We start from the raw sequence: 18,346 nt of genomic DNA, 5'->3' as shown, positions 1-18,346 counted from the left end.
CACACGGGGCGGGTTCGTGCAGCTGTTGACTTTGGGCGGGCTTACGCTCATGCTAAGCGCGTGCGGTGGCGGTGGCGGCCGCCGGGGGCGGCTCGCCGGGGGGCTGTAATGAACGCACCGGCCCCACCGGCCCCAGTTGCGTTATCGCTGGGCGGCTTGACTCAGGTCCAGTTGGCCGTGGGAGCTAGCACCGCCAACCCGATCCCGGTCAGCGGCGGCACGGGCCCTTACACCGCCCTCAGTGCGAACGAAGGCGTGGTGTTGCCGCTATTGTCAGCCAACAGACTGAGCCTTATGGGCCGTGCAGCTGGCACCGCCACCGTTACCGTGCGCGACCAAGCTGGCGCCGTTGTGAGTTTGGCGGTCACGGTGGCTCCTGCGCTGGTTTTTGCTACCAATGCGCCCGATTCGATCACCGTTGGTTTGGGTGCAGCGGCTGCGCGCACCTTCAGGGTCGAGGGTGGGGTCGCGCCTTACAGCATCGCAGGCAACAACAACAATGTGGCGCTGGTGACGGCGCAAGCCGATGGCAACTGGAGCATCGAAGGCGTTGCGCCGGGCACGTTGACCGTGACGCTGCGCGATGCGACCGGTGCGCAGCTGTCGCGCGCGGTCACGGTGGCGACGTTGCCGCTGGCGGTGTCATCAGACAGCTTGACCCTGCCGATTTCGATACCCGCCACAGTGGTGTTGACCGGTGGCCAGCCACCTTATCGGGTGCAGGGCGGCATTCCAGCGGCAATCACGGTCACTGGACCTGCTGGCGCAAATGCCAACGAGTTCCAAATCGTAGGCAGTTTGGTCACTTCCGATGTGGCTGTGGTGTTCGCCGACGCCGCGAACCAAACGGTGCACACCACGGTCAACATTACTGATGCAACCACGGGTCTGAGGTTGTCGTCGTCGGCGCTGCGGGTGTCTGAGGTGGACGATCAGCCTATCAACCTGACCGTTTTTGGGGCGGTCGGGCAGTTGCAAGCCTTTAGCTCGCACCTCAACCTGCTTGCGCCGCGCATTGTGGGCGGCATGATCGTGGTGGAAGACGGCATGCAGGGGCGCTGTGTGACTGCGTCAACAGTCGTCACCATCACCGTTGTGGACAGTTCACGTTCAGTTGCCACTTCCGAAATTACAATACAGGATGTGGGGCCGTGTCCGCCATTGCAGTTCTCATTGCAGCCAAGCTCGGTGACGCTGAGTTCATCTGCAACGACAGCAGCGGTACAATTCGTCGGCGGTACAGCACCTTTCACGGTTGCTAGCTCCAACACGGCTGTCGTGACTGCTGGTGTACCTGATGCCAATCGCGTGCTCACCCTAAACCGCGGAACCACACCCGGAACCGCAGTGGTCACGGTGACCGATGCCAATGGGCAGCGTTCAGTGGTCACCGTAACCAACAACCCGTAGCGCATTGGCATTGATCATTCTCATCGGCCTGCCCGGTTCGGGCAAATCCACGGTTGGGCGTTTGCTGGCGCGGCGCTTGCAACTGCCCTTCGTGGATTCGGACCACGCCATCGAGCAGCGCTTGGGTTGCAGCATCCGCGAGTTTTTTGAGCGCGAGGGTGAGGCGCGCTTTCGCGACGTGGAGCAGGCGGTGCTCGACGAGCTCACCCAGGGGCCGCCGTGTGTGCTCTCGACCGGCGGCGGGGCCGTGCTGCGCCCGACCAACCGCCACTGTCTGCGCGAGCGCGGGCAGGTGTTTTATTTGCGCTCGGCGCCCGAAGATGTGTTTAGGCGCGTGCAGCACGACCGCAGCCGGCCGCTGCTTCAGGTGGCCGACCCGCTGCAAAAGCTGCGCGAGCTGCACACCCAGCGCGACCCGCTGTACCGCGAGACCGCGCATTGCGTGGTCGAAACCGGTCGGCCTTCGGTGTCGTCGCTGGTCAACTGGATTGCGGCCAGGCTGGAGTTGCAACCCGCACCCCTCAACCCTGCACATGCATCAGACGCTTCACATTGACCATGTCCCTACAAATTGAACTCGGCGAGCGCAGCTACCCGATCCTCATCGGCAGCGGCCTGCTGGACGCCGCCGCTTCGTGGGACGGCCTGCCCGCCGCCGCGCAGGCGCTGATCGTCACCAACACCACCGTGGGGCCGCTTTATGCCGCCAGGCTGCAGCAGGGCTTGCAGGCGCGCTTTGGCCGCGTGCACCTGGTGCAGCTGCCCGACGGCGAGCAATACAAAAACTGGGATGCGCTCAACCAAGTTTTTGACACCTTGCTGCAGCAGGCTTGTGACCGCAAGACGCTGCTCTTTGCCCTGGGCGGCGGGGTGGTGGGCGACCTGACCGGTTTTGCGGCCGCTTGCTACATGCGCGGCGTGCCCTTTGTGCAGGTGCCCACCACGCTGCTGGCGCAGGTGGATTCGTCGGTGGGCGGCAAAACGGCCATCAACCACCCGCTGGGCAAAAACATGATCGGCGCTTTTTACCAGCCGCTGCGCGTGGTCTGCGATCTGCACACCTTGCGCACCCTGCCGGCGCGCGAGATCAGCGCCGGGCTGGCCGAGGTGATCAAGTACGGCCCGATCTACGACCTCGATTTTCTGACCTGGATCGACCACCACCTCGACGCCCTGCGCCAGCTCGACCCCGCTGCCCTGGCCTACGCGGTGCGGCGCAGCTGCGAGATCAAGGCCGCTGTGGTAGGGCAAGACGAGCGCGAATCGGGCTTGCGCGCCATCCTCAACTTTGGCCACACCTTTGGCCATGCCATCGAGGCCGGGCTGGGCTACGGCCAGTGGCTGCACGGCGAGGCGGTGGGTTGCGGCATGGTGCTGGCGGCGCGGCTCTCACAGCGCTTGGGGCTGCTGTCGGCTGATCGGGTGCAGCATCTGGCCGATTTGATCGCGCGCGCCGGCCTGCCGGTGCGGGCGCCCCGGTTGGAGCCCGACCCCGCCGCCAACGCCGCGCGCTACCTCGAGCTGATGCGGGTGGACAAAAAGGCCGACGCCGGCCAGATCCGCTTCGTGCTGGTCGACGACGCTGGCGCGGCCCATCTGCGGCCGGTGGACGACGCTCTGGTGGTCGAGGTGCTCGAGGCCGGCTGTGCCTGAGCTCCAGCCCTACGCCTGCCACCCCGAGCGCAGCCGTGGCCGGCGCTACCCGCAGGCGCCGGCGCCCACGCGCAACGACTTCCAACGTGACCGCGACCGTGTCATCCATAGCAGCGCCTTCAGGCGCTTGGTCTATAAAACTCAGGTGTTTCTGAACCACGAGGGCGATCTGTTTCGCACCCGGCTGACGCACTCGCTCGAGGTGGCGCAGTTGGGGCGCAGCATCGCCCGCGCGCTGGGGCTGCACGAAGACTTGGTGGAGGCGCTGGCGCTGGCCCACGACCTGGGCCACACCCCCTTTGGCCACGCCGGCCAAGACGCGCTCAACGCCTGCCTGCACCAGCTGCCGCCCGAGCCCGACGCGCCCGAGGACCAAGCCACGCCGCACGAACCGGTGGGCGGCTTCGAGCACAACCTGCAAAGCCTGCGCGTGGTCGATACCCTCGAGCAGCGCTACCCGGATTTCGACGGCCTGAACCTGTGCTTCGAGACCCGCGAAGGCATACTCAAACACTGCTCGCGCGCCAACGCCGAGCGCTTGCAGCAGCTCGAGCCCGGCGGCGTGGGGGCGCGCTTTTTGCTCGGGCACGCGCCCTCGCTCGAGGCGCAACTGGCCAATCTGGCCGACGAGATCGCCTACAACGCGCACGACATCGACGACGGCGTGCGCTCGGGCTTGCTCACGCTCGAGCAGTTGGGTGAGGTTGAGCTGTTTGAGCGCCATCTGCGTGCCGTGCGGCAACAGTACCCGGCGCTCAACGCCAAGCGCTTGCTTTATGAAACGATCCGGCGCATGCTGACCGAGCAGGTTTATGACGTGATCGACGCCAGCCGCGCCGCCATTGCCGAAGCCGGCGTGCAGTCGGTGGACGAGGTGCGGCTGTGCCCGCCCTTGCTGCGCTTCTCGGCCCCCATGCGCGCCCAGACCGGCGCGCTCAAGCGCTTTTTGATGGCGCAGCTCTACCGCCACCCGCAGGTGCTGGCGCAGACCGAGCGCGCGCGCCTAGTGGTGACCGAGCTCTACCTGATCTACCACCAAGACCCGCGGCAGCTGCCGGCCCAGGCGCCCGGCGCCCTGCCCATCAGCCTGCGCCGGCGCGTGGCCGACCACATCGCCGGCATGACCGACCGCTACGCCATGCGCGAGCACCTGCGCCTGACCGGGCAGAGTCTGTTCGATTAAGTAGGCAAGGGCCGCACCCCAATGGCACGCCAACCCCGCCTGAGCCTGAGCGGCTGGCCGCACCTGTTGATCTGGCGCGCGCACCCGGGGCTGGAGCTGTTCCACGACGCTGCCGATCGGCAGGTGTTTTTGCAGCTGCTGACCGAGGCCGTGCGCGCGCAACCGCTGCAGTGGCATGGCTATGTGTTGCTGGCGCAGCAGGTGCGGCTGCTGCTCACGCCGCTGGCCGACGGCGCCGTGTCGCGCACCATGCAGGCGCTGGGGCGCAGCTATGTGCGCCATTACAACCTGCGCCACGACCACACCGGCACGCTGTGGGAGGGGCGCTTTCGCGGCACGGTGCTGCAACCCGAAGCCGAGCTGCTGCCCGCGCTCTTGAGCCTAGACACGCAAGCGCAGCGGCAGGGGCAGGCGCGCACGGCGGCCGAAACCCCTTGGAGCAGCCACGCCCACTACGCCGGGCTGCGCCACGACCCAGCCTTGAGCGCGCCACCGGCCTATTGGCAACTGGGCAACACCCCCTTTGAACGCGAGGCCGCCTACGTGGCCCTGGTGCAGCAGGGGCTGAGCGAGGCGGCGCAGCAGCGGCTCGAGCAAGCCGCGCTCAAAGGCTGGGTGCTGGGCAGCCCGGCTTTCGTGGCGCAGTTGCAGCAGCTCACGCCACGGCGGCTGCAGCCGGCGCAGCGCGGGCGGCCGCGGCGGGTGGGGTAGGGCGCGATTGCCTCTTGAGAGAGCCTAACCCGCGTTGGCAAAAGGTTGCCAATTTATAATTAATCGGCTACTATTACAGCGAGTATTCCAGCAACAAAAGGCGCCGCTATGGACATCACAGCAGACACCATCGACCACGCAAGCCTAGCCCTCCTCGCGCAGGCCGGAGCCGTGCGCGCTGCCGCGGTCATCGGCCACGGTGGCGGCTGGGGCGTCATCGTCAAGTGCGGCAACACCGAGCGCGCGCTCGCCGCGCGGCGCGGGGCCGTGCGGACCTTTCGCAAGTTTGAAACGCTGGTCTGCTACCTCAAGCAGATCGGAATTTCCCAATACCACGTCAACGCCGCCGACTTTGACCCCCAAGCGATCAAGGCCAGCCGCGCGCGGCCCGATGCCTCTGAACGGATGCGCAGCGCCTTCGAGGCCAAGGCGCACACCGATTGGGTGCGCGAGAAGGTGGCCGAAACGCTATCCGACCCCCGACCCAACATCGGGCATCGCCAAGTCATGGATGAGGTGCAGGCCCTGATCGAATCCAAGCGCAAGCAGCATGCCAGCAAAGCCACGGCTTGAATGGCGCCCGCAGGCCAGCGCCGATCTGCTGCAGATCGTGGCCACCATTGCCAACGACAACCCCGATGCCGCCCAAGCGCTGAAAGACGAGATCGAGGCCAAGGTCGGCAAGCTGCCCGACCACCCCAAGCTCTACAGGCCCTCGGTTCGCGTCAAGGGTCTGCGCGAGCTGGTCGTGCGCAGCAATTACATCGTGTTCTACCGCGAGTCGCTCGAACGGGTAGAGGTTGTGAACGTGATCCATGCCCGCAGGCAGTTGCCGCCGAAGGGTGGCAGGGCTTGAATTTCAGGGTCAAAAAATCGAAACAATCGGGATGAAGGGGTGGCGCAAAAGCCGGGCGCGTGCAGGATGGTGGGCAATCTTAGGAGGCGAAGCCGGGCTTCATTTTAATCTGTCCCCAAATTAAATCAAACAAGCTAAGCTAATGAGAAATTAGGGTCAGACCCCATTTGTTGTGCTTGCCAAAGCCCGCGCTTTGCCCTATGCTCGCTCCCAGTCATTAACCGATTAGGAGTTTGCCGTGTCGTTTAGCCTTGAAATCGACCAGTTGCGCCAGTATGGCCTGTACGACCCTGCGCACGAGCACGACGCCTGTGGCGTGGGTTTCGTGGCCCACATCAAGGGGCAAAAAAGCCACACCGTGGTGCAGCAGGGCTTGCAGATACTGGCCAACCTCGACCACCGCGGTGCCGTGGGTGCCGACGAGCTCATGGGCGACGGCGCCGGCATTTTGCTGCAACTGCCCGACGCCCTGTACCGCGCCGAACTGGCGGCGCAGGGCTGTAGTCTGCCGCCGCCGGGTGAGTACGGCGTGGGCATGGTTTTTTTGCCCAAAGAGCACGCCAGCCGCTTGGCCTGCGAGCAAGAGCTGGAGCGCGCCATCCGCGCCGAAGGCCAGGTGCTGCTGGGCTGGCGCGACGTGCCGGTGAACCGCGCCATGCCGATGTCGCCCACGGTGCGCCAGACCGAGCCCGTGATCCGCCAGGTGTTCATCGGCCGCGGCACCGACGTGATCGTGCAAGACGCGCTCGAGCGCAAGCTCTACGTGATCCGCAAAACCGCCAGCGCGCACATCCAGGCGCTGGGCCTCAAGCACGGCAAAGAGTATTACGTGCCCAGCATGAGCAGCCGCACCGTGGTCTATAAGGGCCTGCTGCTGGCCAACCAGGTGGGCGACTACTACCTCGACCTGCAAGACCCGCGCTGCACCTCGGCGCTGGCGCTGGTGCATCAGCGCTTTTCGACCAACACCTTCCCCGAGTGGCCGCTGGCGCACCCCTACCGCTACGTGGCGCACAACGGCGAGATCAACACCGTCAAGGGCAACTACAACTGGATGCGCGCGCGCGAGGGCGTGATGAGCTCGCCGGTGCTGGGGGCCGACCTGAACAAGCTCTATCCGATCAGCTTTGCCGGCCAGTCCGACACCGCCACCTTCGACAACTGCCTCGAGCTGCTGACCATGGCCGGCTACCCGCTGGCGCAGGCGGTGATGATGATGATCCCCGAGCCTTGGGAGCAGCACGGCCAGATGGACGCGCGCCGGCGCGCCTTTTACGAGTACCACGCCGCCATGCTCGAGCCCTGGGACGGCCCGGCCTCGATCGTCTTTACCGACGGGCGTCAGATCGGCGCCACGCTGGACCGCAACGGGCTGCGGCCCTCGCGCTACTGCGTTACCGACGACGACTTTGTGATCATGGGCTCGGAGTCGGGCGTGCTGCCCATCCCCGAGAGCCGCATCGTGCGCAAATGGCGTTTGCAGCCGGGCAAGATGTTCCTGATCGACCTCGAGCAGGGCCGCCTGATCGATGATGAAGAGCTCAAAGCCAACCTGGCCTACAGCAAGCCTTACCAGCAGTGGATCGAAAACCTGCGCGTGCGCCTCGACGACGTGACGCAACCGGTGGCCGGTGCCGCCGAGGGTGGCGAGGTGCGCCTTGCCGAGTCGGCCCGGGCCGCGCTCGAGCACAGCGACGCCACCCTGCTCGACTGGCAGCAGGCCTTTGGCATGACGCAAGAGGACATCAAGTTCCTGATGGCGCCGATGGCGCTCAACGCCGAAGAGGGCATCGGCTCCATGGGCAACGACAGCCCGCTGGCGGTGCTCTCGAGCAAGAACAAGCCGCTCTACCACTACTTCAAGCAGCTGTTTGCGCAAGTCACGAACCCGCCGATCGACCCGATCCGCGAAGCGATCGTGATGTCGCTGGTGAGCTTCATCGGCCCCAAGCCCAACCTGCTCGACATCAACCAGGTGAACCCGCCGCTGCGGCTCGAAGTCAGCCAGCCGATTTTGAACCCGGCCGACATGGCCAAGCTGCGCGGCATCGAGCGCCGCACCGGTGGCAAGTTCAAGAGCAGCACGATCGACATCTGCTACCCCGTGGCTTGGGGCAAGGAGGGGGTGGAGGCCAAACTGGCTTCGCTGTGCGCCGAGGCGGTGGACGCGATCAGGGGCGGCAGCAACATCCTGATCTTGAGCGACCGCGCCGTGAGCGCGCAGCAGCTGCCCATTCCGGCGCTGCTGGCGTTGTCGGCGGTGCACCAGCACCTGGTGCGCACGGGGCTGCGCACCAGCGCCGGGCTGGTGGTGGAAACCGGCTCGGCGCGCGAGGTGCACCACTTTGCGCTGCTGGCCGGCTACGGCGCCGAGGCTGTGCACCCGTGGCTGGCGATGCAAACGCTCGAGGCGATCCACCACGAGCTCAGCGGCGATCTGTCGGCCGACAAAGCCATTACCAACTACGTGAAAGCGATCGGCAAGGGCCTGTCGAAGATCATGTCCAAAATGGGCGTGAGCACCTACATGAGCTACTGCGGCGCGCAGCTGTTCGAGGCCATCGGCCTGAGCAGCGCCACGGTGGACAAGTACTTCAGCGGCACACCCAGCCGCGTCGAGGGCATCGGGGTGTTCGAGATCGCCGAAGAGGCCATCCGCACCCACCGCGCCGCCTTTGGCACCGACCCGCTGCTGGCGCAGATGCTCGATGCCGGCGGCGAATACGCTTGGCGCGCGCGCGGCGAAGAGCACATGTGGACGCCCGACGCCATCGCCAAGCTGCAACACGCCACCCGCGCCAACAACTTTTCCAGCTACAAAGACTACGCCCAGATCATCAACGACCAGACCCGGCGCCACCTGACGCTGCGCGGGCTGTTCGAGTTCCGCGTCGATCCGGCGCGCGCCATCGCCATCGACGAAGTGGAGCCGGCGCGCGAGATTGTCAAGCGCTTTGCCACCGGCGCCATGTCGCTGGGCTCGATCAGCACCGAGGCCCACGCCACGCTGGCGGTGGCCATGAACCGCATCGGCGGCAAGAGCAACACCGGCGAGGGCGGCGAAGACCCAGCGCGTTACCGCGCCGAACTCAAGGGCAGCGCGATCGGCAGCGGCCAGACGTTGGCTTCGGTGATCGGTGCCGACAAGGTGGAGGCGCACCTGCCGCTGCAACCGGGCGACAGCCTGCGCTCGCGCATCAAGCAGGTGGCCTCGGGGCGCTTTGGCGTCACGGCCGAATACCTGGTGAGCGCGGACCAAATCCAGATCAAGATGGCCCAAGGCGCCAAGCCGGGCGAGGGCGGGCAGTTGCCGGGCACCAAGGTCTCGGACTACATCGGCTTTTTGCGCCACTCGGTGCCGGGCGTGGGGCTGATCAGCCCGCCGCCGCACCACGACATCTACTCCATCGAAGACCTGGCGCAGCTCATCCACGACCTGAAAAACGTCAACCCGCGCGCCGACGTCTCGGTCAAGCTGGTGTCGGAAGTGGGCGTGGGCACCATCGCCGCCGGGGTGGCCAAGGCCAAGGCCGACCACGTGGTGATCGCTGGCCACGACGGCGGCACCGGTGCCTCGCCTTGGTCGTCGATCAAGCACGCCGGCAGCCCGTGGGAGATCGGGCTGGCAGAAACCCAGCAGACCTTGGTGCTCAACCGCTTGCGCGGGCGCATCCGGGTGCAGGTCGATGGCCAGATCAAGACCGGCCGCGACGTGGTGGTGGGCGCCTTGCTGGGGGCGGATGAGTTTGGCTTTGCCACCGCGCCGCTGGTGGTCGAGGGCTGCATCATGATGCGCAAATGCCACCTCAACACCTGCCCGGTGGGCGTGGCCACCCAAGACCCGCTGCTGCGCGCCAAGTTTGCCGGCCAGCCCGAGCACGTGGTGAACTACTTCTTCTTCGTGGCCGAGGAGGTGCGCCAGATCATGGCCCAGCTGGGCGTGCGCCGCTTCGACGATCTGGTGGGCCGCGCCGATCTGCTCGACACCCGGCGCGGGCTCGAGCACTGGAAGGTGCAGGGGCTGGATTTTTCGCGCCTGTTTTACCAGCCGCCGCTGCCCGCTGCGGTGCCGCGCCGGCACACCAGCACCCAAGACCACGGCTTGGGGCAGGCGCTGGATGTGCGCCTGATCGAAAAATCGCGCCCAGCGATCGAGCGCGGCGAGCGCGTGCAGTTCATCGAATCGGCGCGCAACGTCAACCGCACCGTGGGCGCCATGCTCTCGGGCGCGGTCACGCGCGTGCACCCCGAGGGCCTGCCCGACGACAGCATCCGCATCCAGCTCGAGGGCACGGGCGGGCAGTCGTTTGGCGCCTTTTTGTGCCGTGGCATCACGCTGTATCTGATCGGTGACGCCAACGACTACACCGGCAAGGGCCTCTCGGGCGGGCGCATCGTGGTGCGCCCGAGCATCGAGTTTCGTGGCGACGCCGGGCGCAACATCATCGTCGGCAACACCGTGCTTTACGGCGCCACCAGCGGCGAGGCGTTTTTGCGCGGCGTGGCCGGCGAGCGCTTTGCGGTGCGGCTCTCGGGCGCCACGGCGGTGGTCGAGGGCACCGGCGACCACGGCTGCGAATACATGACCGGCGGCACCGTGGTGGTGCTGGGCGCAACCGGGCGCAACTTTGCCGCCGGCATGAGCGGCGGCGTGGCCTATGTGCTCGACGAAGACGGCCAGTTTGCCCAGCGCTGCAACACCGCCATGGTGCGGCTCGACAAAGTGCTGCCAGCGGCCGAGCAAGAGGCCGCGGGCCAGCGCGGCATCTGGCACCGCGGCCAGACCGACGAGGCGCAACTGCGCGCCCTGATCGAAGCGCACCTGCGCTGGACCGGTTCGGCCAAGGCGCGCCAGATTCTGGACCACTGGGCCGACAGCCGCAGCCGCTTCGTCAAGGTCATGCCGACCGAGTATCAGCGCGCTTTGGGCGAGCTGCACGCGCGCGCTCAGGCCGCTGCCAGCGCCGCCCCAGCCGCCTTGGCCCCAGCAGCCACGGCCTGAGCCTGCTGCCCCACTCCAACCTAGTTTAGCGAGCACCGCATCATGGGAAAAATCACCGGCTTCATGGAGTTCGAGCGCCTCGAGGAAGGCTACCAGCCGGTAGCCGAGCGCCTGAAAACCCACCGCGAGTTCGTCATCGCGCTCGACGACGCGCAGGCCCAGCGCCAAGCCGCGCGCTGTATGGACTGCGGCACGCCGTTTTGCAACCACGGCTGCCCGGTCAACAACGTCATCCCCGATTTCAACGATCTGGTCTATCGCGCCGACTGGCAAAACGCCAGCGCGGTGCTGCACAGCACCAACAACTTCCCCGAGTTCACTGGCCGCATCTGCCCGGCGCCGTGCGAGTCGGCCTGCACGCTCTACATCAACGACGACGCGGTGGGCATCAAGTCGATCGAGCACGCGATCATCGACCGCGCCTGGGAGCAGGGCTGGGTGCAGCCGCAGCCAGCGGCACAGGCCACGGGCAAAAAGGTGGCCGTGGTCGGCTCGGGCCCGGCTGGCTTGGCGGCGGCGCAGCAGCTGGCGCGCGCCGGGCACGCGGTCACGGTGTATGAGAAAAACGAGCGCGTGGGCGGCCTGCTGCGCTACGGCATCCCCGACTTCAAGCTCGAAAAATCGCACATCGAGCGCCGCGTGGCGCAGCTGCAGGCCGAAGGGGTGGAGTTCCAGACCGGCGTGCTGGTGGGGGCTATGCCCACCGAAGGCGCCGGGGCCAAGGTGCTCAACGAGGCCAAGCGCAGCCTCGCCGCGGCGCAGTTGCAGGCCGACTACGACGCCGTGCTGCTGTGCGGCGGCAGCGAGCAAAGCCGCGACCTGCCGGTGCCGGGGCGCGAGCTCGACGGCGTGCATTTTGCGATGGAGTTTTTGCCGCAGCAAAACAAGGTCAACGCCGGCGACAAGCTGAAAAAGCAGATCCGCGCCGACGGCAAGCACGTGATCGTCATCGGCGGCGGCGACACCGGCTCCGACTGCGTCGGCACCAGCCGGCGCCACGGCGCCGCCAGCGTGACCCAGTTCGAGCTGCTGCCCATGCCGCCCGAGCAAGAAGACCGCAACCTGACTTGGCCCTACTGGCCGATCAAGCTGCGCACCAGCTCCAGCCACCTAGAGGGCTGCGAGCGCGCCTTTGCCGTCTCGACCAAGGCCTTTACCGGCAGCAAAGGCAAGCTCACCGGCCTGACCACGGTGCAAGTGGAGCTGCAAGGCGGCAAGCTGGTCGAAATCCCGGGCACCGAGCAGCAGCACAAGGCCGATCTGGTGCTGCTGGCCATGGGCTTTACGCACCCACTGGCCAGCGTGCTCGAGGCCTTTGGGGTGGACAAAGACGCGCGCGGCAACGCCCGCGCCCACACCGAGGCCAGCGGCGGCTACGCCACCAACGTGCCCAAGGTGTTTGCCGCCGGCGACATGCGCCGCGGCCAGTCGCTGGTGGTGTGGGCGATCCGCGAAGGCCGGCAAGCGGCGCGGGCGGTGGACGAATTCCTGATGGGGCACTCGGACTTGCCACGCTGAGCCTATCAGCCCCAGGCGGGTTGGGAGCGCGAGCTTTCCCTTATGATCGCTCCACTCCCTCTATATGAATCCCACCGCTCCACCCCCTCTGGTCGAACTGCAGCACGTGCGCTTTGGCTACGGCCCGCGCCCCATCCTCGACGGCCTGTCGCTGACGGTGCCGCGTGGCCGCGTCACGGCGGTGCTGGGCGCCTCGGGTGGCGGCAAAACCACGGTGTTGCGCCTGATCGGCGGCCAGCAGCGGGCGCAAGCCGGGCAGGTGCGCTTTGACGGCTTGGATGTCGGCGCGCTCGACCTAGCCGGCCTGTATGCGGTGCGCCGGCGCATGGGCATGCTGTTCCAGTTCGGGGCCTTGTTCACCGACCTGAACGTCTATGACAACGTGGCGTTCCCGCTGCGCGAGCAGACGCGGCTGTCCGAGGGGCTGATCCGCGACATCGTGCTCATGAAGCTCGACGCCGTGGGCCTGCGCGGCGCGCGCGACCTGCTGCTGTCTGAAATCTCGGGCGGCATGGCACGCCGCGTGGCGCTGGCGCGCGCGATCGCGCTCGACCCCGAGCTGGTGCTCTACGACGAGCCCTTTGCCGGGCTGGACCCGATCTCGCTGGGCACCATCGCGCGCCTGATTCGCCAGCTCAACGACGCCATGGGCCTGACCAGCATCCTGGTGTCGCACGATGTGCACGAAACCCTGGCCATTGCCGACCACGTGGTGGTGCTGGCCCATGGCCGTGTGGCCGAGCAGGGCAGCCCACAGCAGGTGCGCGAAAGCACCGACCCGCTGGTGCACCAGTTCATCCACGCCGAGCCCGAGGGGCCGGTGCATTTTCACTACCCGGCCGCCACGGTGGCCGACGATTACGGCCTGGGCACGCCCCCAAGCCGCTCTTCCCGCTCCTCCCGCCCTGCCGACGGAGGCCGCCGGTGACTCAAAAAACGCTCTCGCACATCGGTTTTGCGGTGCGCCAGTGGCTCGCCAGCCTAGGCTTTGGCGCGCGCTTGCTGCTGCGCCTCTTCGTGCTGCTGCCGGCGGTGCTGCGCCGCTACCCCTTGCTGCGCGACCAAATCCACTTTTTGGGCAACTACTCGCTGGCCATCATCGGTGTCTCGGGCCTGTTCGTGGGCTTTGTGCTGGCGCTGCAGGGCTACTACATCCTGAACCAGTTTGGCTCCACCGAGGTGCTGGGCTTGCTGGTGGCCTTGAGCCTGATCCGCGAACTCGGGCCGGTGATCGGGGCGTTGTTGTTTGCGGGCCGTGCGGGCACCTCGCTCACGGCCGAAATCGGCCTCATGAAAGCCGGCGAACAACTGAGCGCCATGGAGATGATGGCGGTGGACCCGATCGCGCGCATTCTGGCGCCGCGTTTCTGGGCCGGTGTGATCGTGCTGCCGGTGCTCGTCACCGTGTTTAGCGCCGTCGGCATCTTGGGCGGCTGGTTGGTGGGCGTGCATCTGCTGGGTGTCGATGCTTCGGCTTATTGGGGCCAGATGCAGGCCGGGGTCGATGTCTGGAGCGACGTGGGCAACAGCCTCGTCAAGGGGCTGGTGTTTGGCATCGCGGTGACGTTCATCGCGCTGCTGCAGGGCTATCTGGCCACGCCCACGCCCGAAGGGGTGGCGCGCGCCACCACGCGCACCGTGGTCATGGCCTCGCTGGCGGTGCTGGGGCTGGACTTTGTCCTGACGGCGCTGATGTTTGGAGTGTGAGGGGAAAACGCATATGCAAAGCTCGGTCAAAGATGTGTGGGTGGGCCTGTTCGTGCTGCTGGGGGCGCTGGCGTTGCTGTTTTTGTCGCTGCAGGCGGCCAACTTGTTGCAGATCAATTGGCAGCCCACCTACCAGGTGACGGCGCGCTTTGACAACATCGGCGGCCTGCGCGCCGGGGCCACGGTGCGCAGCGCCGGGGTGCCTGTCGGGCGGGTGCAGGCCATCACCTTCAACGACCAGACTTTTCAGGCCGATGTCACGCTGGTGCTTCAAAAGCGCTATGCTTTTCCCAGCGACAGCTCGTTTCAAATCCTGACCAGCGGCCTGCTGGGCGAGCAGTACGTGGGCATCGTGCCCGGCGGCGCCGACGAAAACCTGGCCGATGGGGCCACGGTCACGTTGACGCAGTCGGCGATCGTGCTCGAAAACCTGATCGGACAGTTTTTGTTCAACCGCGCGGCCGATTCCGGTGCCGACGGTGCCGCTGCCAGCCAGTGAGCGCGCAGCGATGGGGTGGGATGGATAAAGCATCAATGGAGGGATCGAAAAAATGAACCGTTTACAGGGCGTGAAAAATGTGCAGGGCGTGCAGATTGCGCATGGTGCCGCACACCCCCCGCCGCGCGCCGGGTGGCTGGGCCTAGGCTGCGCAACCTTGGCGCTGATGGTCTTGAGCGGCTGCGCCACCGGCCCCGACGCCAACCCCCAAGACCCGCTGGAGCCGCTCAACCGCCAGGTGCAGCAGTTCAACGACGCCGTGGACCGCACCATCGCGCGCCCCATCGCCGTCGCCTACCGCGACACCGTGCCCTCGCCGCTGCGCACCGGGGTCAACAACTTTTTCAACAACCTGCGCGACGTTTGGTCGTTCGTCAACGCCAGTCTGCAGGCGCGGCCGCAAGAGGCGGTGGAAAACTTCACGCGGGTCAAGATCAACACTTTCTTTGGCTTTGGCGGCGTGCTCGACATCGCCACCGAGGCTGGGGTCGAGCGCACCCCGCTTGATTTTGGCCACACCTTGGGGCGCTGGGGCGTGCCGCCTGGCCCCTATCTGGTGCTGCCGCTGCTGGGGCCCTCCACCTTGCGCGATGCCGTGGGCCAGGTGGTGGACCAAAACGCCGACCCGATCGGTACCGTGGAGCCCAGCGCCGACCGCGGCGCACTCACGGTGTTGCGCCTGACCGACAACCGCGCCGACCTGTTGCCCGCCACCGACATGGTGGACCGCATCGCGCTGGACCGCTACAGCTTCATCCGCGATGCGTTTTTGCAACGCCGTGCGGCGCAAATCCGCACCGATGAGTTCCCCGATGAGGAGGAGCCCGCGCCCGAATCAGCTCCCGCTCCCGCCCCCACTTCGGTGCCGGCACAGTAAGCGATGCAAGCAACTGCAACATCTGCGCCCTGAAACCGGCCGGACCGGCTTGGGCGCTGCACAATACCCGTCATGAAACACGACTTGCCACCACTCACTCTGCCCGCGGCCTCGCGCCGCGCTGCGCTCTACGCCCTTGGTGCCCTTGGAACCCTCGGGGTGGTGGGCGCTGCCCTGCTGGCGCCTGCCCGGGTGGCGGCGCAAACCCTCGAGGCTCCCGATGCGCTCATCATGCGCGTGGGCCTCGAGGTGCTGCGCCAGATCCAAGCCGACCCGGTGTTGCGCAGCGGCGACATCGACCGCATCATGGCGCTGGTGGATGGCCAGCTGATGCCGCACGTCAACTTTCGCCGCATGACCGCCTCGGCCGTGGGGCGCTTCTGGCGCCAGGCCACACCCGAGCAGCGCACCCGGTTGCAAGACGAGTTCAAACTGTTGCTGGTGCGCACCTACTCGGGTGCCCTCAGCCACGTGACCGACCAAACGCTGGTGCTGCGCCCCAGCCGCTTCACCCCGCAAGACACCGAGGTGGTGGTGCGCACCGAGCTGCGCGGGCGCAGCGAACCGATCCAGATCGACTACCGGCTCGAGCGCACCCCGCAGGGCTGGAAGGTATTTGACTTCAACGTCATGGGCATCTGGCTGGTGGACACCTACCGCAACCAGTTCACCACCGAGATCAACGCCCGCGGCATCGACGGCCTGATCGCGGCGCTGACCGAGCGCAACCGCGCCGGTGCGGCGGCGGCGCGCACCTGAGCCCCCCACGCGACCATGCCCATGAGCACGGCCCCCAGTGCAGTCTTGGCCGCGCCCCGCAGCCTGCCCGACTTGCCGCAGCGCCTGACGCACGAGCAGGCCGATGCCTACGTGCAGCGCTGTCTGGCGGTGATGGAGTCCGGCGGCGCTGTCCCTGTGTCCCCAGCCACCGCCGTTTCGCCCGCGCCAGCCCAGACTGCCGCCGCCCTCTGGTCGCTCGATGCCGCTGCCTTGCAGCACTTCGATTCGTCGGCGCTGGCGGCGCTGCTGGCGGTGGCGCGCTTGCTGCAGGCGCGGGGCGGCCGCCTGCAGGTGCTGCACATGCCGCTGCGCCTGCGCGAACTGGCGGCCCTTTACGGCGTGAGCGAACTGCTGGCCGCTTAAGGCTATAAAATGGCCGGTTTAGCCGCGCCACCTCATGCCCCTTAGCTCTGCCACTGCCGCCGTATCGTTTCAGCAGGTCTCGAAGCGCTACCGCAGCGCCGGCGCCGAGCTGCAGGCGCTCGACGGCGTGAGCTTTGACATCGAGCCGGGCGAGTTTTTTGGCCTGCTCGGCCCCAACGGCGCCGGCAAAACCACCCTCATCAGCATCTTGGCCGGTTTGGCGCACGCCAGTAGCGGCCGCGTGACCGTGCTCGGTGCCGACGTGGCCAGCGACTACGCCACCGCGCGCCGGCGCCTGGGCGTGGTGCCGCAAGAGCTGGTGTTTGACCCCTTTTTTACGGTGCGCGAGGCGCTGCGCTTTCAGTCGGGCTACTTCGGCATCCGCGGCAACGAAGGCTGGATCGACGAGCTGCTGGCCGGCTTGGGGTTGGCCGACAAGGCCAACGCCAACATGCGCCAGCTCTCGGGCGGCATGAAGCGGCGCGTGCTGGTGGCGCAGGCGCTGGTGCACCGCCCGCCGGTGATCGTGCTCGACGAGCCCACCGCCGGCGTCGATGTCGAGCTGCGCCAAACGCTGTGGCAGTTCATCTCTGGGCTCAACCGCCAAGGCAGCACGGTGTTGCTCACCACCCACTACCTCGAAGAAGCCGAGGCGCTGTGCGGGCGCATCGCCATGCTCAAAGACGGGCGGGTGCTGGCGCTGGAGCGCACCTCGGTGCTGCTCAAGCGCGCCAGCAGCGCCAAGGTGCTGCGCTTCAAAACCGACCAAGCCTTGCCGCCGGTGCTGGCGGCGCAGGCGCGGGTGACCGGGCGCGTGGTGCAGTTGCCGGTGCCCGACGCGGCCGCGCTCGAGCGCACCTTGGCCGAGTTGCGCCTGGCCGGCCTGCAGCCCGACGACCTCGAAATCAGCCAAGCCGATCTGGAAGACGTGTTCCTCGACCTGATGCGTGCGGGGGTGGCGTCATGAGCGGCTGGCAGACCCTGTTTTACAAAGAGGTGCTGCGTTTCTGGAAAGTGGGCTTTCAGACCGTGGCGGCGCCGGTGGTCACGGCGCTGCTGTATCTGCTGATCTTTGGCCACGTGCTGCAAGACCGCGTGCAGATGTTCGAGGGCGTGCTCTACACCAGCTTTTTGTTGCCCGGCCTGATCATGATGAGCGTGCTGCAAAACGCCTTTGCCAACAGTTCATCGAGCCTTATCCAGAGCAAGGTCATGGGCAACCTGGTGTTCGTGCTGCTCACGCCGCTGTCGCACTGGGCCTGGTTCGTGGCCTACGTGGGCTCGTCGATCGTGCGCGGGCTGGCGGTGGGTGTGTGCGTGTGGCTGGTCACGGTGTGGTTTGTGGGCGTGTACATCGCTTATCCGCTCTGGATTCTGGTGTTTGCCGTGCTCGGGGCCGGGCTGCTCGGGGCCTTGGGCGTGATCGCCGGGCTGTGGGCCGACAAGTTTGACCAGATGGCGGCGTTTCAGAACTTCCTCATCCTTCCGGCCACGTTTTTGAGCGGTGTGTTTTACTCCATCCACTCGCTGCCGCCGTTTTGGCAGTTCGTCAGCCACCTGAACCCGTTTTTCTACATGATCGACGGCTTTCGCTACGGCTTCCTCGGCCAGGGCGATGTTTCGCCATGGCTGTCGCTGGCGGTGCTCGGCGTTGCTTGGGTGCTGGTCGGCGGGCTGGCGCTGCATCTGCTCAAATCGGGCTATAAGCTGCGGCACTGACGCGCCGGCGCCCGTACTTCGTTATCCTATCGTCGGCCGCATTTTTTGGTCCATTCCCCAAGAATTCC

The 18,346-nt window shown here is 66.7% G+C and carries 17 protein-coding genes; all 17 read left to right on the top strand.

The genetic code is table 11. The features are described 5' to 3' along the window. Positions 1-177 precede the first annotated feature (177 nt). The 17 genes from ACVMK0_RS09130 to ACVMK0_RS09050 all read left to right on the top strand — a co-directional run bounded on the left by ACVMK0_RS09130 (position 178) and on the right by ACVMK0_RS09050 (position 18,278). Positions 178-1,410, top strand: a complete 1,233-nt coding sequence (locus tag ACVMK0_RS09130; protein ID WP_476463601.1) for a hypothetical protein — start codon at positions 178-180, stop codon at positions 1,408-1,410. 4 nt (positions 1,411-1,414) lie between these two features. Then, positions 1,415-1,966 (top strand): shikimate kinase, encoded by a 552-nt coding sequence (locus ACVMK0_RS09125; RefSeq protein ID WP_476463600.1) that lies wholly within the window; start codon positions 1,415-1,417, stop codon positions 1,964-1,966. A gap of 2 nt (positions 1,967-1,968) precedes the next feature. Next, complete coding sequence (aroB, locus tag ACVMK0_RS09120) at positions 1,969-3,063, top strand: 3-dehydroquinate synthase (protein WP_476463599.1); 1,095 nt, start codon at positions 1,969-1,971, stop codon at positions 3,061-3,063. Beyond that, on the top strand, positions 3,056-4,246 hold the full coding sequence (locus ACVMK0_RS09115) for a deoxyguanosinetriphosphate triphosphohydrolase (RefSeq protein ID WP_476463598.1): 1,191 nt from the start codon (positions 3,056-3,058) through the stop codon (positions 4,244-4,246). The genes aroB and ACVMK0_RS09115 overlap by 8 nt, the downstream gene beginning before the upstream one ends. Before the next feature lie 21 nt (positions 4,247-4,267). Beyond that, on the top strand, positions 4,268-4,957 hold the full coding sequence (locus ACVMK0_RS09110) for a transposase (protein WP_250960969.1): 690 nt from the start codon (positions 4,268-4,270) through the stop codon (positions 4,955-4,957). A gap of 108 nt (positions 4,958-5,065) precedes the next feature. Further along, entirely contained in the window at positions 5,066-5,530 is a 465-nt protein-coding gene (locus ACVMK0_RS09105) for an antitoxin PaaA2 family protein (protein ID WP_476463597.1), read from the top strand. Next, positions 5,508-5,813, top strand: a complete 306-nt coding sequence (locus tag ACVMK0_RS09100; RefSeq protein ID WP_250960971.1) for a type II toxin-antitoxin system RelE/ParE family toxin — start codon at positions 5,508-5,510, stop codon at positions 5,811-5,813. Before ACVMK0_RS09105 ends, ACVMK0_RS09100 begins: the two co-directional genes overlap by 23 nt. Positions 5,814-6,051: 238 nt before the next feature. Further along, the gene (locus ACVMK0_RS09095; RefSeq protein WP_476463596.1) at positions 6,052-10,815 is read left to right on the top strand and encodes a glutamate synthase-related protein; all 4,764 of its coding nucleotides are present in this window, start codon (positions 6,052-6,054) and stop codon (positions 10,813-10,815) included. A gap of 42 nt (positions 10,816-10,857) precedes the next feature. Then, positions 10,858-12,333: a glutamate synthase subunit beta gene (locus ACVMK0_RS09090; protein WP_476463595.1), complete on the top strand. Its 1,476-nt coding sequence runs from the start codon at positions 10,858-10,860 to the stop codon at positions 12,331-12,333. A gap of 64 nt (positions 12,334-12,397) precedes the next feature. After that, positions 12,398-13,261, top strand: a complete 864-nt coding sequence (locus ACVMK0_RS09085; RefSeq protein ID WP_476463594.1) for an ABC transporter ATP-binding protein — start codon at positions 12,398-12,400, stop codon at positions 13,259-13,261. Next, complete coding sequence (gene mlaE, locus ACVMK0_RS09080) at positions 13,258-14,040, top strand: lipid asymmetry maintenance ABC transporter permease subunit MlaE (protein WP_250960975.1); 783 nt, start codon at positions 13,258-13,260, stop codon at positions 14,038-14,040. The genes ACVMK0_RS09085 and mlaE overlap by 4 nt, the downstream gene beginning before the upstream one ends. A gap of 13 nt (positions 14,041-14,053) precedes the next feature. Then, positions 14,054-14,539, top strand: coding sequence for an outer membrane lipid asymmetry maintenance protein MlaD (gene mlaD, locus ACVMK0_RS09075; RefSeq protein ID WP_045536532.1), 486 nt, complete (start codon positions 14,054-14,056; stop codon positions 14,537-14,539). Between the two features lie 52 nt (positions 14,540-14,591). After that, complete coding sequence (locus ACVMK0_RS09070) at positions 14,592-15,416, top strand: MlaA family lipoprotein (RefSeq protein ID WP_476463593.1); 825 nt, start codon at positions 14,592-14,594, stop codon at positions 15,414-15,416. 72 nt (positions 15,417-15,488) lie between these two features. After that, positions 15,489-16,175: an MlaC/ttg2D family ABC transporter substrate-binding protein gene (locus ACVMK0_RS09065; protein WP_052468487.1), complete on the top strand. Its 687-nt coding sequence runs from the start codon at positions 15,489-15,491 to the stop codon at positions 16,173-16,175. A 21-nt stretch (positions 16,176-16,196) separates the two neighbouring features. Continuing rightward, positions 16,197-16,559: an STAS domain-containing protein gene (locus tag ACVMK0_RS09060; RefSeq protein ID WP_045537964.1), complete on the top strand. Its 363-nt coding sequence runs from the start codon at positions 16,197-16,199 to the stop codon at positions 16,557-16,559. A 34-nt stretch (positions 16,560-16,593) separates the two neighbouring features. Further along, complete coding sequence (locus ACVMK0_RS09055; protein WP_476463592.1) at positions 16,594-17,526, top strand: ABC transporter ATP-binding protein; 933 nt, start codon at positions 16,594-16,596, stop codon at positions 17,524-17,526. Continuing rightward, a complete protein-coding gene (locus ACVMK0_RS09050; RefSeq protein WP_476463591.1) occupies positions 17,523-18,278 on the top strand; it encodes an ABC transporter permease in 756 nt (251 codons plus the stop codon). The genes ACVMK0_RS09055 and ACVMK0_RS09050 overlap by 4 nt, the downstream gene beginning before the upstream one ends. Positions 18,279-18,346: the final 68 nt, after the last annotated feature.

The organism is Serpentinimonas sp. SSL01, assembly GCF_056323735.1.
Note: the sequence above shows the minus strand (reverse complement) of the source record. Positions and strands in the feature narration are given on the sequence as shown.

Excerpts from the sequence above, each read along its gene's own strand:
- aroB (WP_476463599.1), top strand. The coding sequence starts at position 1,969 with ATGTCCCTACAAATTGAACTCGGCGAGCGCAGCTACCCGATCCTCATC.
- ACVMK0_RS09110 (WP_250960969.1), top strand. The coding sequence starts at position 4,268 with ATGGCACGCCAACCCCGCCTGAGCCTGAGCGGCTGGCCGCACCTGTTG.
- ACVMK0_RS09105 (WP_476463597.1), top strand. The coding sequence starts at position 5,066 with ATGGACATCACAGCAGACACCATCGACCACGCAAGCCTAGCCCTCCTC.
- ACVMK0_RS09100 (WP_250960971.1), top strand. The coding sequence starts at position 5,508 with ATGCCAGCAAAGCCACGGCTTGAATGGCGCCCGCAGGCCAGCGCCGAT.
- ACVMK0_RS09090 (WP_476463595.1), top strand. The coding sequence starts at position 10,858 with ATGGGAAAAATCACCGGCTTCATGGAGTTCGAGCGCCTCGAGGAAGGC.
- ACVMK0_RS09085 (WP_476463594.1), top strand. The coding sequence starts at position 12,398 with ATGAATCCCACCGCTCCACCCCCTCTGGTCGAACTGCAGCACGTGCGC.
- mlaD (WP_045536532.1), top strand. The coding sequence starts at position 14,054 with ATGCAAAGCTCGGTCAAAGATGTGTGGGTGGGCCTGTTCGTGCTGCTG.
- ACVMK0_RS09070 (WP_476463593.1), top strand. The coding sequence starts at position 14,592 with ATGAACCGTTTACAGGGCGTGAAAAATGTGCAGGGCGTGCAGATTGCG.
- ACVMK0_RS09065 (WP_052468487.1), top strand. The coding sequence starts at position 15,489 with ATGAAACACGACTTGCCACCACTCACTCTGCCCGCGGCCTCGCGCCGC.
- ACVMK0_RS09060 (WP_045537964.1), top strand. The coding sequence starts at position 16,197 with ATGAGCACGGCCCCCAGTGCAGTCTTGGCCGCGCCCCGCAGCCTGCCC.
- ACVMK0_RS09055 (WP_476463592.1), top strand. The coding sequence starts at position 16,594 with ATGCCCCTTAGCTCTGCCACTGCCGCCGTATCGTTTCAGCAGGTCTCG.
- ACVMK0_RS09050 (WP_476463591.1), top strand. The coding sequence starts at position 17,523 with ATGAGCGGCTGGCAGACCCTGTTTTACAAAGAGGTGCTGCGTTTCTGG.